Below are 14,060 nucleotides of genomic sequence, written 5' to 3' on the forward strand. Positions count from 1 at the left end.
GGCTAGCGATTCGCGCCCGAGGCGTCGACACGCCCGGAGTGCAGACAGCCAAGCGGTAGAAATCGGTGTTCACAAGAAGAGGAAGCCACTGTCTCCCGGCTCCCGCTACGCTGCGCGGGCCATGAAGAAGCTCCTCATTCTCGTTCCCGCCATTGCCCTCTTCCTCCCCGGCTGCCTCTACGTGCGCGACAGCCGGTACGTCCCCCGGACGAAGAAGTCCGAGCTGCGCACCCCCGAGTGCCACCCCAGCCAGTACTGGGACGGCGAGCAGTGCCGCCACAAGGGCAAGGGCAAAGGCGCGCGCAAGCACGATGACTGACGCCCCGTCGCACGGATGACCTCCAAGGCCCGAGAGACCCTCACCCCGACCCTCGCCCGAAGGGAGAGGGAGGACGTGTTCTCGCGGTCCATCACCCTGCTCGATGGCGGCGCCGAGGCCTACCCTCGCATGCTGGCCGCCATCGACTCGGCCTCCCGGCACGTCCACCTGGAGGTCTACGCCTTCGAGCGCGAGGGCGTGGGCTCGCGCTTCATCTCCGCCCTCACCCGCGCCGCCGCGCGCGGCGTGGAGGTGAAGGTCATCGTGGATGGGTGGGGCTCCATCGGCGAGAGCCGCGCGCTGGCGAGCACCCTGCGCGCCGCCGGCATCCGGGTCCGCATCCACAACCCGCTCACCTCCGTCTTCCTCGGCCGCTTCTGGCGCAACCACCGCAAGCTGCTGCTCGTGGACGACTCGGTGGCCTTCCTCGGCGGCATCAACATCGGCGACCACTACGCCACCGTGGAGGGACGGCCCGGGTGGGCGGACCTCGCGCTGGAGCTGAGGGGCGAGCTGTGCGCGCAGCTCGGCGCGAGGCTCACCGCCGGCGCCTCCATGCTGGTGGCGGGCCCGGTGCGCATCCTCCTGTCCGGCTTCGGCGGCGGGCGGCGCCTGCGCAAGCGCTATCTCGCGGCCCTCAAGCAGGCGAAGCACGAGGTGGTGCTCGCCCACGCGTACTTCCTGCCGGACGTGGGCTTCGTGCACGCCCTCAAGCGCGCGGCGCGGCGCGGCGTCCAGGTGCACCTGCTGCTGGCCGGCCGCAGCGACGTCCCCTTCGCCCGCGCCGCCACCATGCGCCTGTACCGCACCCTGCTGCGCGGCGGCGTGCACATCCACGAGTGGACCGCCACCACCCTGCACGCCAAGGCCGCGGTGGTGGATGGCGAGCGCCTGCTCGTGGGCAGCTTCAACCTGGACCCCCTCTCGCTGGTGAACCTGGAGACGCTGGTGGAGGTGGAGGACGCGGACGTGGCGGCACAGGCCACGCACTGGGTACGGCGGCACATGAGCGGCGCGCGGCCGGTGCTCCTGGAGGACTGCGCGCGCTCGGGCCTTCAGCGCTGGTTGCTGGACGTGGTGGGGCTCGCGGTGGCGCGCCTGTCCGAGCGCATCGCCACCTTCATCGGCTCCCGCCGGATGCGCCGCCGGGGCTGACCCGGGCCACCGCGCCGGGCCTTCTTGAGCGCCCGCTTCAACACCCCCGGCTTCTTCGCCTTCTTCGCCGGCCCCCGCCCGTCTCCCTCCCCACGCAGGCGCGCCTGCCCGCTGAGGATGGACTCCGCGCTCGCGAAGGAGTCGGCCACGTCGATGCCGCCGGACGAGATGCGGAACTCGCGCAGCGCGGTGTCATAGAGGCTCTCCCGCATCTTCATGATGGAGAGCAGCCGGTGGATTTGAGAGCGCAGCTCCAGGTAGCGCAGCAGGATGACCGTACTCACCCATGCTCCCCCTCCGGTGCCCCCAGGGGCAGGTGCAACGTGAAACGGGAGCCTCCGCCCTCGCGCCCGGAGACCTCCACCGCGCCCCCATGGGCCCGGGCAATCTCCCGGACGATGTAGAGGCCGAGCCCCAGGCTCTCCACCCGGTGGCCCGACGCGGCCCGCTCGAAGGGATTGAAGATGCGCTCGCGGTCGTCCTCGCGCACGCCGATGCCCCGGTCCTCCACCTGGAGCACCACCGCCCCGTCCCACTGCTTGGCGCGCACCGAGATGGGCCCGCCCGCGCCGTACTTGATGGCGTTGGTGACGAGGTTGCCGAGCGCCTGCTCCACCCGCAGCCGGTCCCAGTGGACCTCCACCCGGGGGCAGGCCTCCAGCGTCAGCGCCGAGCCCGCCTGCCGGGCGTGCTCCTCGAAGCGCTCGCACACCTCGCGCACCAGGGAGTCCAGCGCGAAACGCTCGCACTCCAGCACGAAGCGGTTGTTGCGCGCCCGGCTCACGTCGAGCAGGTTCTGCACCAGCATCCCGAGCCGGCGCACCTGACGCAGGGCGGGCTCCAGCCGCTCGGCGAGCCGCGCCCCGGAGAAGCTCGTCTCGCGCAGGGCCCGGATGGAATCCGCGGCACTCGATGTCGCATGAGGCGACCGCAGTCCCCCAAGCTGAGCCGTGGGGTCAAGAAGGGCAACCGCGTGACGGGAGCCGCGTCGTCCCGGAGCGTCGCCTGAGCGACGGTTTCCGCCCGGTGCCCGAGCCGTGAACGACCAGGAGAGCAAGCACGCTTCACGGCGCGTCTGGCAGCGGACTCGCCTCCTCGCGTCCCCAGGGGGGGCCGGACCTCGACCTCCCTCCATGCGGACACCCGGATGAAATGTGCCGGATGGAGGTGTTTCAGCAGGCGCACGGGGGAGGGTGACCAGTTGGCGGGCGCGTGCCCATGCCTCCCCTCCGCTCTTCTTCTTCCTTCATAGGGCAGGTGGATCGGTGTCCGGCAAGATTTCACGGTTGGGTTCGTCTTCGTCTGCCCAGGTGTCGGGCTCCGAGCCGGCACGTGCCCGCATCCTCCTGGTGGACGATGTCCCCGCCAACCTGCTCGCCTTGAAGGCCATCCTGGAGCCGCTGGAGCAGGAGCTGGTGTTGGCCCACTCGGGGGACGAAGCCCTCCTGGCGCTCCTCCAGGGGGACTTCGCGTGCATCCTCATGGATGTGCAGATGCCGGGGCTCACCGGCCTGGAGACGGCCGCGCTCATCCGCGAGCGCGAGCGCACCCGGCACATTCCCCTCCTCTTCATCACCGCGCTCAGCCGGGAGGCGGCCTACATCACCCGGGGCTACGCGCAGGGCGCCGTGGACTACCTGCTCAAGCCCGTGGACCCGGACATCCTGCGCTCGAAGGTGCAGGTGTTCGTGGACCTCCATGTGCGTGGCGAGCAGCTCAAGCGCCAGGCGCTGGAGATCGCCGAGCACCGCCGGGCCCAGGAGGAATTCCTGCGCGCGGCCGAGCTGGAGCAGCAGCTCGTGGGCATCGTGGGCCACGACATCCGCACGCCCTTGTCCGTCATCCTCGCCACGGCACAGGGGCAACTGGCGTTGGACGAGCTCGCACCGGCCCAGCGCAGGGCCTTCGAGCGCGTGGCCCGCGGCGGCGAGCGCATCCAGCAGATCGCCGACCTGCTCCTGGACTTCACCCGCGCACGCCTCGGCGGCGGTATCCCGGTCGCCCGCCGCCCCGGAGACCTCAACGAGCTGTGCTGGAGGATGGCCGACGAATTCCAGGCCGCACGCCCGAGGCGCATCCTGCTGTGTGAGCTCTCGCGCAACGCGCTCCAGGGAGAGTGGGACCTCGAGCGGCTGGCGCAGGTGCTCGCCAACCTGTTGGACAACGCCTTCAAGTACAGCCCCGAGAACACGCCCGTGCGGCTCTCCACCCTGGAGAAGGACGCGGAGAGCGTCTTCATCGAGGTGCACAATCAGGGAGCCCCCATTCCCGGGCACCTGCTTCCCCTGCTCTTCGAGCCGTTCCGCCGGGGAGAGGTGCCCGACACGGTCCGCACGAGCCTGGGGCTCGGGCTCTACATCGCCCACGACATCGTGCAATCCCACGGAGGCAGCATCAGCGTGCACTCCACCGCCGAGGCGGGCACCACGTTCCGCGTCTGCCTCTCGCGCCACGCCCGGAAGCCGGGACGGGCCAGCCCTTGCCAGGAGGGGCACGAGGCCTCCTGGTCGGAAACGGCGTGAGGCGCTTCCGGCGGGGAGCCGCCCCGGACGTCCTCCCCTGCTGGCGACCCTCCAGGGGCCTGCCCGGTAGATCCTTCAGTCGGCTTCCTGGAAAAACTTCCCTTCGCCCGGGGGCCCCTCCGGCCAAGTCCTGAATCCGACAGGAGCTCGAGCTGGCGTGATTCGTGCTTTCTCGCGGCCCAAGATGAGTCGCCCCGAGAACTCCACTGCCTCTGCCACTGCCTCTTCCTACTCCGTCGAGGTCTCTTCCACGGCCTGGAAGCAGCTCTCCCATCTGCCCCTGGAGAACTACCAGCGCATCCGCAACGAGCTGGATGCGGTGGCCGCCAGGCTGGCGAACATGGGGCCGCACACCCTGTCCCTGTTGAAGACCGTGTGCCTGCTCACGTCCCTCTCGCTCGTGGTGGGCGAGTACGTCGTGCTCTACGACATGGAGCCCGAGCGCAAGCTCGTCACTCTGCGTGAGGTCGCTCGCCGCCTCCCCCACGACAAGTAGAGCCAGGACGGGCAGGCGAGCAGGCGCATGGCGAGGCCACACACTCCGGGTGGACAGGGACATTCACATTCTAGGTCCATGGCCGAGAGTGGGACAGAGACACTGGAGACGAGGCGCCTGTGCGACTTCATCCGGGAAAACCAGCCCCGCATCCTGGCGGAGTGGGAACGGGCCGTGCGCGGCCATCCCTACTCCCAGGGCCTCTCCCGCCCTCGGCTCATCGACCACCTGCCGGACCTGCTCGAGCGGGTGTCGAACATGGTGGAGGCGGTCCACACGGGCCAGCACGAGACGCTCGAGAGGGTGCCAGAGGTCCATGCCCTGGAGCGGCTGGAGGCCGGCTACGACCTGGAGGAAGTGGCCCACGAGTACGCCCTGCTGCGGGCATGCATCCTCCGGCTCTACGAGGCGCAGGCCGAGAACGTGGGGACGGGGAACCTGGCGGTGGCGCTGCGGGAGGTGCGGCGCTTCAACCAGACGTTCGACGAGGCCGTGTCCACCGCCGTGTCTTGTTACGCCCGCATGCGCGAGCGCACCCTGGTGGCCCTGGACCGGATCTCCGAGGCGGCACTCGGCGCGGAGGACCTGGACACCTTCCTGCCCAAGCTGCTGCGCGTCATCCTGGAGAGCACCGAGTCGGTGGATTCCGTCAGCCTGCTGCTGCGCGAGGGAGACACCCTCCACATGCGCGCCGCCGTGGGCGTGGACGAGGAACTGCCCGCCGATTTCCACCTCCAGGTGGACGAGGGTTTCGCCGGGAAGGTCGCCACCGAGCAGCGCCCGCTGGAATTGCGGTCGGCGGCCACGAACCCGCTGGTGAAGAACCCGGTCATTCACGCCCGGGGCATCCAAGCCCTCTACGGAGTGCCGTTGTCCCACGAGGGGGTGGTCATCGGCGTGGCCAAGATGGGCAGCCTGACGGCCGCCACGTTCTCCAACGAGGACAAGCTGCTCTTCCGGGTGATGGTGCAGCGCATCTCGTCCCTGCTCTATCAGGCCCGCCTCCAGGAGCGGGAACAGGCCCAGGCACGCCTGCTGGATGCCATCCTCGTCCAGCTCCCGATCGGGGTGGCGGTGGTCGAGGCCCCCTCCGGTCGCGTGCTCCTCGGCAACGAGGCCTTCGAGCGCCTCTGGCGCCACCCCGTCATCTACTCGCCCGACATCGCGGGCTACCGGGAGTACCGGGGCTTCCACCCGGACGGCCGCCCCCTCGAGCCGCACGAGTGGCCCATCGCGCGCGCGCTCGCGGGAGAGGTCGTGCACGACGTGGAGATCGGCATCCTGCGCGGAGATGGCACGCGCGGGGTGACGCTCCATAGCTCCGCCCCCATCCGCGACGCCGAGGGCCGCATCCTCGCGGCGGTGGTCACCACGCTGGACATCACCGACCGCAAGGCCGCCGAGGAGCAGCAGCGCCGGATGGTCGAGTTCCGCGAGCGTTTCGTGGGCATCGTCAGCCACGACCTGCGCAACCCGCTCAACACCGTCCTGCTCTCCGCCAAGGCGCTGCTGCAATCCGAGTGCGTGGTGAAGGAGCAGTTGAAGAACGTCCGCCGTATCATCGGCAGCTCCGAGCGCATGACGCGGATGATCACCGACCTGCTCGACTTCACGCGAGGGCGGTTGGGCGGAGGCATTCCCATCATGACCAAGCCCGTCAATCTGCGGCACCTCTGCCACCACCTCGTGGAGGAGCTGGAGACGAGCCACCCGGGGCGGGAGTTGCGGCTGGAGGCAGCGGGTCAATTCCTGGGTGAATGGGACCCGGACCGGCTCGCGCAGCTGGTGGGCAATCTCTGCAAGAACGCGCTCGACTACAGCCCCGAGGACACGCCCGTGGACCTCGTGCTGCACGACGAGGGCGACACCGTGGGCCTGGAGGTCCACAACCAGGGCGCACCCATTCCGCCAGACCAGCTCCCGCACGTCTTCGAGCCCTTCCGGCAGGCCACCACCCCCAGGCCGCATCCCGCCTCCGGGCTGGGGCTGGGGCTGGGGCTCTTCATCGTCCAGCAGATCGTCCAGGCCCACGGGGGCACCGTCACCGTCCACTCCACCGAGGCGGATGGGACCACCTTCACCGTGAAGCTGCCCCGGTACGCCCCACGAGAACCACGGTCCGCCGATCCGGTAAACCCTTCACACCTCCGCACTCCGCGGGCTGAATAAACTTCCCATTTTCAGAAGGACCCTCCGGCCAAGTCGTGAATTCGACAGGAGATCGGAATGGCATGATTCGTGCTCAATGACTGTCCAAAATGCGTCGCCCCCAGGACCATACCGGCTACAGCGTGGAAGTCAGTGCTGCTGCCTGGAAGCAGCTCTCGCACTTGCCCCTGGAGGCGTACGAGCGCATTCGCACGGAGCTGGACACCCTGGCGGCCACGTTGAGAACGCCCACCCCCCCGCCCCTGCCGCAGGAGGGAGCCAGGCCCGTCAATACCCGCGCCATCGTGCTGGAGGGCTACGTCGCGCACTACGAGGTCGATCGCGAGCGCAGGCGCCTCACCCTGCGCGAAGTGGCACACCACCGCCCATCCGACACGTAGGGCCGAGACCACGGGCCGGGGCCGCCTCCTCGCACCGCACGCTCCGCTCAGCCCGCGCGCGGCGGCAGCAATCCCGCCTTCTCGAGCCGCTCGCGCACGCGCTCGGCCAGGGCCACGTGCTCCGGGTTCTCCAGCGAGAAGAGCTCCGGCGTGAGGATGAGGAGCGTCCCCTGCTCCTCCATCGGCTCGAGGCGCACCGGCTTGGGCAGCGCGGGCACCCGTCCCCGCTTGCGCGAGAAGTACGTCAGCCACCCCAGGCATGCGCGGGACCCGGCCAGGGCCTTCTTCGCCACCGGGTCGTCCTCTGAAATCACCGCGCACCCGTCCGGCGCCCACGCCGCCACCATCGCCCGCACCACCTCCGTCAGCACCGGCACCGTGAGCACGCGCTTCGCCGCTTCTCCCTCCCGCGGCAGATGGAGCAGGCACCCGTTCGCGTAGAAGGGCAGACCCGAGCCGCAGGTCAGGCTCAGCAACCCGCCCCGCCCCTGCTGCTCCTGCCCCGTCCACGCCTCGAAGATGAAGCCGTCCTTCCCCAGCCGGTGCTTCCTCTTGCCGAAGTAGCGCAGGAACGTCTCGGCGGTGGGCTCGAACGGATGGCGCAGCGCGTTGCTGCGCGAGTACCCGTACTCGAACCACCGCGCATAGGCCGCGTCGCATCGGCCCAGCCGCTGGAAGAGCACCTCCACGCGCCGGGCACAGGCCTCGGCGGTTTCTTCACGGCCTCCCCAATGGGCTCCCGCCTGGAAAAGTTCCATCAGGCCTCACATACGCCACGGGTCATGCCAGGGCCACTTCTTGCCTGTCGGGAAACCCCGGGGCTCAGGTCGCCGTCTGCGGCACCGGGCGCACCAGCGGCTCATCGCGCCGCTCGGGGGCGGTGGCGTGACGCAGGGCGTGGAGCGGCTTGGCATCCGGGTTGTTGTTGCGCCGGGCCAGCTCCATCAGCACCGCCTGGCTGCGCACCGCCGTGCCGTCCCTCCCCACCGGGACATAGGTGGCGTCCACCCCCAGACGCCTCGCCTTCACGTTGTCCCCGAGCGCCACCCCCAGCACCTCGTCCAGCAGCCGCTGGCGGATGGCCGGCTCCTCCACCGGGAACATCACCTCGATCCGGCGCAGGAAGTTGCGCGGCATCCAGTCCGCGCTGCTCATCCACACCTCCGTCTGGCCCCCCGTCCCGAAGGCGAACACCCGGCTGTGCTCCAGGAAGCGGTCCACCACGCTCGTCACGCGGATGCGCTCGCTCACCCCGGGCACGCCCGGCCTCAGGCAGCAGATGCCTCGCACCAGCAAATCAATCTCCACCCCCGCCTGGCTCGCCGCGTAGAGCGCGCGGATGACGGTGGGGTCCACCAGCGAGTTCATCTTCGCGACAATCCGCGCGGGCTCACCGCGCCGGGCCTTGTCCGCCTCGCGCTGGATGAGCGCGAGCACCTTCTCGTGCAGGCCCATGGGCGCCACGGCCAGCCGCTTCCACTGCGGCGCCACCGCGTAGCCGGTGAGCATGTTGAAGAGCGCGCTCACGTCGTCCGCGATCTCCGCGCGCGAGGTGAAGAGCGACAGGTCCGTGTACAGGCGCGCGGTGTGGGGGTTGTAGTTGCCCGTGCCCAGGTGCACGTAGCGGCGGATGCCGTTGCCCTCGCGGCGCACCACCAGCGCCACCTTGGCGTGCGTCTTCAGGCCGATGAGCCCGTAGACGACGTGCACCCCGCTCTCCTCCATCTTCCGCGCCCAGGCGATGTTGTTGGCCTCGTCCAGCCGGGCCTTGATCTCCACCAGCACCGCCACCTGCTTGCCGTTCTCCACCGCGCGCGACAGCGCCCGGGCGATGGGGCTGTCCCCGCTGGTGCGGTACAGCGTCTGCTTGATGGCGAGCACGTCCGGGTCCTCGGCGGCCTCCTCGAGGAAGCGCACCACGGGCTCGAAGGACTCGTAGGGGTGGTGCAGGAGCAGGTCGCGCGCGGCGATGACGTCCAGGAGCGACTCCGAGTCGCGCAGCACCGCGGGCACGGTGGGCGTGAAGGGCTCCACGCGCAGCTCCGGCCGCGGGTCCAGGTCCGTGAGCGCCATCAGGTCCAAGGGCTGCAACGGCGCCTGCTGGCGGTACACGTCCATGGGCGAGAGCTTCAGGGCCGAGACGAGCTGGGTTTCAATCTGCGGGTTGGCCACCGCGTCCAGCTCCAGGCGCACCGCGGCGCCCCTATCGCGCCGGCGCAGCTCGTCCTGAATGGTGGAGAGCAGATCCTCGCTCTCCTCCTCGTCCACGTTGAGGTCCCAGTTGCGCGTGACGCGGAAGGTGGCGGCGTGCTCCACCACGTAGCCGGGGAAGAGGTCGCCCGCGCACAAGGCGATCAGCTCGCCCAGCAGCAGGAAGGCCGAGCCCTTCTCCGACGGCATGGGCACCAGGCGCCCCATCACGCCAGGCACCTGCACCACCGCGAGCGAGGTGGTGGTGCCGCGCACGTTGCGCCGGCGCTTGGGGCCCTCGCGCCGCAGCAGCACCGCCACGTTGAGGGACTTGTTGCGCAGGTGGGGGAAGGGGTGGCCCGGGTCCACCGCCAGCGGCGTGAGGGCCGGGAAGACGGAGGTGGTGAAGCAGGTGCGCGCGGCCGCCTTCTGCTCGGCCGTCAACTTGTCGCGCGTGAGGAGGGAGACGCCCGCCGCCGCCAGTCCGGGCAGCAGCTCCTCCACCCACAGGCGCGAGGCCGCGTCCACCAGGCCATGGGCGCGCTCGCTGATGGCGCTCAGCTGCTCGGCGGGCAGCATGCGGTCCGCCGCCGTCTCCGCCACCCCGCTGGCCAGCTGCTGCTTGAGGCCCGCCACCCGGACCATGAAGAACTCGTCCAGGTTGGAGGAAGCGATGGCGAAGAACTTCAAACGCTCGTAGAGAGGGAGCTCACGGTCGCGGGCGTCGTCGAGCACCCGCTCGTTGAAGGCGAGCCAGGACAGCTCGCGGTTGATGAAGAGCTGCGGGTCGTTGAATTCCACGGGCATAGAGTCTTGCAGGGAATCCGCCGCGTCACGTCACGGAGCTGTCACGAAACCCTTGTAGATTGTGACATCTGAACATCCATGCCCCCCCCTCCGCTACAGCCCGTCCTCGCCGCCATTGACGTGGGCACCAATGCCGTCCGCCTGGAGCTGGCCCGGCCCGACCCCGATGGCTCGCTGGAGACGCTCCACCAGGAGAGAGACCCCATCCGTCCGGGCGAGGGCGTCTTCGCCACGGGGATGATGTCCAAGGAGACGGCGGACCGGCTGCTGTCCACGCTGCGGCGCTACGCGGCGCTGTGCCGGCGGCACAAGGCGCGGGTGCGGGCGGTGGCCACCAGCGCGATGCGCGACGCGAGGAACCGCGAGGAAATCGTCCAGCGGGTGCGCGAGGAGGCGGGGCTGAACCTGGAGGTGGTGAGCGGCAAGGAGGAGGCGCGCCTCATCTGCCTGGGGGTGCTGCACCGCAAGCCACCGCACACACGCTCGCTGCTGGTGGACATCGGCGGAGGCTCCACCGAGGTGGCCATCGCCACGGGGGAGCGGCCCGATGAGCTGTGGAGCCTGGCGCTGGGCTCGGTGCGGCTCACGGAGATGTTCGACGCCTCCGGGAAGGTGTCGCCCAAGCAGCTGCGGCTGATGCGCAGCTACGTGGAGGAGCAGCTGCGCAAGGCCATGCCCGAGCGCCCCGAGCACCTGCCGCGCGTGGCACTGGGCTCCTCGGGCACCATCAGCGCGGTGGTGGGCTTCGCGGCGAGCGAGGGCACCGCGCACGCCTCGGTGCGCCAGCTGTCGCACGCGGTGGAGACCCTGGCGGAGCTCACGCCGGAGCGGCGGCGCAAGCGCTTCGACCCGAGGCGCGCGGACATCATCGTGGCGGGCGCCACGGTGCTCGAGCGCGTGGTGAAGCACCTGGGCGTGGAGAGCGTCACGGCGGTGAACCGGGGCCTGCGCGACGGGCTGCTGGTGGACCTGCTGTACCGGCAGGACGAGACGCGCGAGGACCACTCGCTGGCGGACGCGGCGGTGGCCATGGGGCGGCGCCTGCTCTTCGACGAGAAGCACGCGCGCCAGGTGGCGTCGCTGGCGCTCACCCTCTTCGACGAGCTGGCGGCGCTGCACAACCTGCCGCTCTCGTGCCGGCCGTACCTGGAGACGGCCGCGCTGCTGCACGACATCGGCAATGCCGTCAGCTACGAGCGCCACCACAAGCACACGTACTACCTCCTCCACAACGGCGACCTCCCCGGCCTGGCCGACCGCGAGCGCGAGCTGGTGGCCCGCGTGGCGCGCTACCACCAGCGCAGTCCGCCGGAGCTCAACCACGCGGGGATGGAGGGGCTGAGCCCCGCCGAGGCGCGGCTGGTGCGCAAGCTGGCCACGCTGCTGCGGGTGGCCAACGCGCTGGACAGCAGCCACCACCAGCCGGTGAAGGAGCTACGGGCCGTCAACGGCCGGGACGCGGTGTCGCTGCACTTCAAGTCGCGCCAGCCAGTGGACCTCGAGCTGTGGACGGTGGAGCACGAGACGGCCCTCTTCCGCCGCGTCTTCAACAAGCGCCTCGCCCTGCACGCCGGACGCTAGCTCCGCCGCCCGCCCTCCACGAGAGGGAGCGCCTCCGTCTGGCATTGGACGGAGCGCGTGCCCACCCCTAGCGGGGGAGGAGCGGCGAATGAAGGCGGTCGTCTTTCATGGAATCGGAGACATCCGGCTCGAGGACGTAGCGGAGCCCGTCCTGCTGCACGACACGGACGCCATCGTCCGGCTGACGGCGAGCGCCATCTGCGGCACGGACCTGCACTTCGTGCGCGGCACCTTTCCGGGGATGAAGCCGGGCACCATCCTCGGGCACGAGGGCGTGGGCGTGGTGGAGGCGGTGGGCCCGGACGTGCGCAACCTGCGCGTGGGCGACCGCGTGGTGATTCCGTCCACCATCGCCTGCGGCACGTGCTCGTACTGCCGCGCGGGCTACTACGCGCAATGCGACGTGGCCAACCCGAATGGCAAGCGCGCCGGGACGGCCTTCTTCGGCGGGCCGGAGCTGAGCGGGCCCTTCCACGGCCTGCAGGCGGAGCGGGCGCGCATCCCCTTCGCCAACGTCGGCATGGTCAAGCTCCCCGACGAGATCAGCGACGACCAGGCGATCCTGATCTCGGACATCTTCCCGACGGGTTACCAGGCGGCGGACATCGCCGAAATCAATCCCGGGGACACGGTGGCGGTGTTCGGCTGCGGGCCGGTGGGGCTGTTCGCCATCCTGAGCGCGAAGCGGATGGACGCCGGGCGCGTCTTCGCCATCGACTGCCACCCGGACCGGCTGGAGGCCGCGAGGGACCAGGGCGCCGAGATCATCAACTTCGACCAGGAAGACCCCGTGGAGACCCTCCTCCGGCTGACGGGAGGCATCGGCGTGGACCGGGCCATCGACGCGGTGGGCGTGGACTCGATGCATGCGCACCACGGGCCGGCGGCGAAGACGGCGCGCAAGGAGAAGGCCGAGTTCAAGCGCGAGCAGAAGGAAGTGGCGCCCGAGACGAACCCGGATGGGGAGAACTGGGTGCCCGGGGACGCGCCCGCGCAGGCGGTGATGTGGGCGGTGGACGCGCTGGCCAAGGCGGGCACGCTGGCCATCATCGGCGTGTATCCCCTGCAGATGCGCACCTTCCCCATCGGCCAGGCAATGAACAAGAACCTGACGCTGAACATGGGCAACTGCCCCCACCGCAAGTACATCCCCCACCTGCTGGAGCTGGTGCGCACGGGCGCGGTGGAGCCCACCGAAATCCTCTCGCACGTGCAGCCCCTGGCGAGCGCCATCGAGGCCTACCGCTCCTTCGACGCCCGCAAACCGGGCTGGATGAAGGTGGAGCTCGAGCCCGCGCTGCTGACCTGAGCCGTCCACCCCCTGGCCCGGCCTCCCCGGGGGTGCTGCTCGCGCCGCCACCGCGCTGACGGGCTCAGCCCGCGTTGCGCCCGTAGTACCAGGCGGTGAGCGCGAGCCGGGGGCCGTACGAGGGCAGCACCTCGTGCTCGAGCCGCTCGCTGAGGAACACCACCAGCCGGTCCAACGTGGGCTCCACGTCCACCGGCCCGCCCTCGGGGTAGAGGCGCAGCAGGCCGCCGTGCGCCGGCACCCAGTCCGGGTTGAGGTAGTAGATGGCGGTGACGCGCCGGTTGGACTGTCCGGGGAAGGCATCGAAGTGGCGCGCGTACCGCGCTCCCTCTCCGGGGTACCAGGCGAGCTGCAAATCGAAGCGCCCGAGCCCGAGGTACGCCTCGGCCGACAGCGTCTCGCCGAGCGCCGCATAGGCCTCGCGCAGTGGGCCGATCGCCGAGCCCTGCTCCTCGGGCTTCACCCAGGTGATGAAATCGCCGCGGGTGTCCCGGTCCAACGCATGGTCCGCGCCCCGGCGGATGCCCGCGGGCCGCAGCAGCCCGGCCTCGACCCGCGCCAGCGCCTCGGCGTGGACGGCCCGTGCCGCCTCCTCTCCGAGGAAGGACGCGCGGGTGAACCAGCCCCGCTCACCGAGTGATTGGATTTCTTCATCCCGAAGGGACAGCGGACGCATGGCGCGGCGAACCCTAGCGCACAATGACTAGAATGGCGGCCCATGGTGCGCCTCCTCCTGCGGATGATGCTCGTCCTCGTCGCCCTGGCCGCCGGGGCCGTGGGCGCCTTCCTCTGGCTCCGTCCCAAGCCCCCTGCCCTGCCCGACACGCCCGCGCTCGTCACCCGCGTGCGCGAGGTGGCCCGCCTGGAGACGCTCGAGGTCTCCCTCTACAAGAAGGTGGAGTTCTCCCCGGAACCTGCATCAGGACACCTGTGTTAGCGGGAATGGAGGTGATGATGGTGGTGCTGCGTGGGACGGCGTGACGTCCGTTTTCGAGCAAGGGCGGCCTGGATGAGCTGCTCCACCTCGTGGGTCAGCTGGAAGCAGAAATTGCTCTTCGGTAGAGCACGCTCGGGCGTGAGGATGCCCTTCTTTATCCAGTACCGCACGGTGTCCCAGGTTACTCCGTACTTC

The 14,060-nt window shown here is 70.1% G+C and carries 15 protein-coding genes; 9 read left to right on the top strand and 6 right to left on the bottom strand.

From position 1 onward, the window contains the following. The first annotated feature begins 121 nt into the window (after positions 1-121). Positions 122-319 carry a hypothetical protein gene (locus ACJ8AN_RS34990; RefSeq protein WP_407759908.1) on the top strand — a complete coding sequence of 66 codons (198 nt, stop codon included), beginning with the start codon at positions 122-124 and terminating at the stop codon, positions 317-319. A 75-nt stretch (positions 320-394) separates the two neighbouring features. Further along, positions 395-1,474 (top strand): phospholipase D-like domain-containing protein, encoded by a 1,080-nt coding sequence (locus ACJ8AN_RS34995; protein WP_407759909.1) that lies wholly within the window; start codon positions 395-397, stop codon positions 1,472-1,474. Here ACJ8AN_RS34995 and ACJ8AN_RS35000 read toward each other — a convergent pair. After that, the gene (locus tag ACJ8AN_RS35000) at positions 1,375-1,758 is read right to left on the bottom strand and encodes a hypothetical protein (RefSeq protein WP_407759910.1); all 384 of its coding nucleotides are present in this window, start codon (positions 1,756-1,758) and stop codon (positions 1,375-1,377) included. The two genes, ACJ8AN_RS34995 and ACJ8AN_RS35000, sit on opposite strands and share 100 nt — an antisense overlap. Beyond that, positions 1,755-2,297 carry a sensor histidine kinase gene (locus tag ACJ8AN_RS35005; RefSeq protein ID WP_407759911.1) on the bottom strand — a complete coding sequence of 181 codons (543 nt, stop codon included), beginning with the start codon at positions 2,295-2,297 and terminating at the stop codon, positions 1,755-1,757. The genes ACJ8AN_RS35000 and ACJ8AN_RS35005 overlap by 4 nt, the downstream gene beginning before the upstream one ends. A gap of 442 nt (positions 2,298-2,739) precedes the next feature. Here ACJ8AN_RS35005 and ACJ8AN_RS35010 point away from each other — a divergent pair, with 442 nt between their 5' ends. The 4 genes from ACJ8AN_RS35010 to ACJ8AN_RS35025 all read left to right on the top strand — a co-directional run bounded on the left by ACJ8AN_RS35010 (position 2,740) and on the right by ACJ8AN_RS35025 (position 7,041). Further along, positions 2,740-3,996 carry an ATP-binding protein gene (locus ACJ8AN_RS35010; protein ID WP_407759912.1) on the top strand — a complete coding sequence of 419 codons (1,257 nt, stop codon included), beginning with the start codon at positions 2,740-2,742 and terminating at the stop codon, positions 3,994-3,996. Positions 3,997-4,153: 157 nt separating this feature from the next. After that, complete coding sequence (locus ACJ8AN_RS35015; RefSeq protein WP_407759913.1) at positions 4,154-4,492, top strand: type II toxin-antitoxin system RelE family toxin; 339 nt, start codon at positions 4,154-4,156, stop codon at positions 4,490-4,492. A 78-nt stretch (positions 4,493-4,570) separates the two neighbouring features. Further along, complete coding sequence (locus ACJ8AN_RS35020; protein ID WP_407759914.1) at positions 4,571-6,661, top strand: ATP-binding protein; 2,091 nt, start codon at positions 4,571-4,573, stop codon at positions 6,659-6,661. 89 nt (positions 6,662-6,750) lie between these two features. Then, positions 6,751-7,041: a type II toxin-antitoxin system RelE family toxin gene (locus tag ACJ8AN_RS35025; RefSeq protein WP_407759915.1), complete on the top strand. Its 291-nt coding sequence runs from the start codon at positions 6,751-6,753 to the stop codon at positions 7,039-7,041. A gap of 47 nt (positions 7,042-7,088) precedes the next feature. On the opposite strand, the gene ACJ8AN_RS35030 is transcribed toward ACJ8AN_RS35025, so the two are convergent. Beyond that, on the bottom strand, positions 7,089-7,799 hold the full coding sequence (locus ACJ8AN_RS35030; RefSeq protein ID WP_407759916.1) for an Imm52 family immunity protein: 711 nt from the start codon (positions 7,797-7,799) through the stop codon (positions 7,089-7,091). 64 nt (positions 7,800-7,863) lie between these two features. Next, a complete protein-coding gene (gene ppk1 / locus ACJ8AN_RS35035; RefSeq protein ID WP_407759917.1) occupies positions 7,864-10,038 on the bottom strand; it encodes a polyphosphate kinase 1 in 2,175 nt (724 codons plus the stop codon). Between the two features lie 78 nt (positions 10,039-10,116). Here ppk1 and ACJ8AN_RS35040 point away from each other — a divergent pair, with 78 nt between their 5' ends. Beyond that, entirely contained in the window at positions 10,117-11,619 is a 1,503-nt protein-coding gene (locus ACJ8AN_RS35040; RefSeq protein ID WP_407759918.1) for an HD domain-containing protein, read from the top strand. A gap of 88 nt (positions 11,620-11,707) precedes the next feature. Further along, positions 11,708-12,928, top strand: coding sequence for a zinc-dependent alcohol dehydrogenase (locus ACJ8AN_RS35045; protein WP_407759919.1), 1,221 nt, complete (start codon positions 11,708-11,710; stop codon positions 12,926-12,928). A 64-nt stretch (positions 12,929-12,992) separates the two neighbouring features. Here ACJ8AN_RS35045 and ACJ8AN_RS35050 read toward each other — a convergent pair whose 3' ends face one another. After that, on the bottom strand, positions 12,993-13,604 hold the full coding sequence (locus ACJ8AN_RS35050) for a 2OG-Fe(II) oxygenase (RefSeq protein ID WP_407759920.1): 612 nt from the start codon (positions 13,602-13,604) through the stop codon (positions 12,993-12,995). A 42-nt stretch (positions 13,605-13,646) separates the two neighbouring features. Here ACJ8AN_RS35050 and ACJ8AN_RS35055 point away from each other — a divergent pair, with 42 nt between their 5' ends. Further along, the gene (locus ACJ8AN_RS35055) at positions 13,647-13,865 is read left to right on the top strand and encodes a hypothetical protein (protein WP_407759921.1); all 219 of its coding nucleotides are present in this window, start codon (positions 13,647-13,649) and stop codon (positions 13,863-13,865) included. Here ACJ8AN_RS35055 and ACJ8AN_RS35060 read toward each other — a convergent pair. Continuing rightward, on the bottom strand, positions 13,862-14,060 hold a 199-nt coding region (locus tag ACJ8AN_RS35060), incomplete at its 5' end, for a hypothetical protein (protein WP_407759922.1). The two genes, ACJ8AN_RS35055 and ACJ8AN_RS35060, sit on opposite strands and share 4 nt — an antisense overlap.

The organism is Archangium sp. (genome assembly GCF_045802675.1).
In the GTDB taxonomy this organism is placed as follows: Bacteria; Myxococcota; Myxococcia; order Myxococcales; family Myxococcaceae; genus Archangium.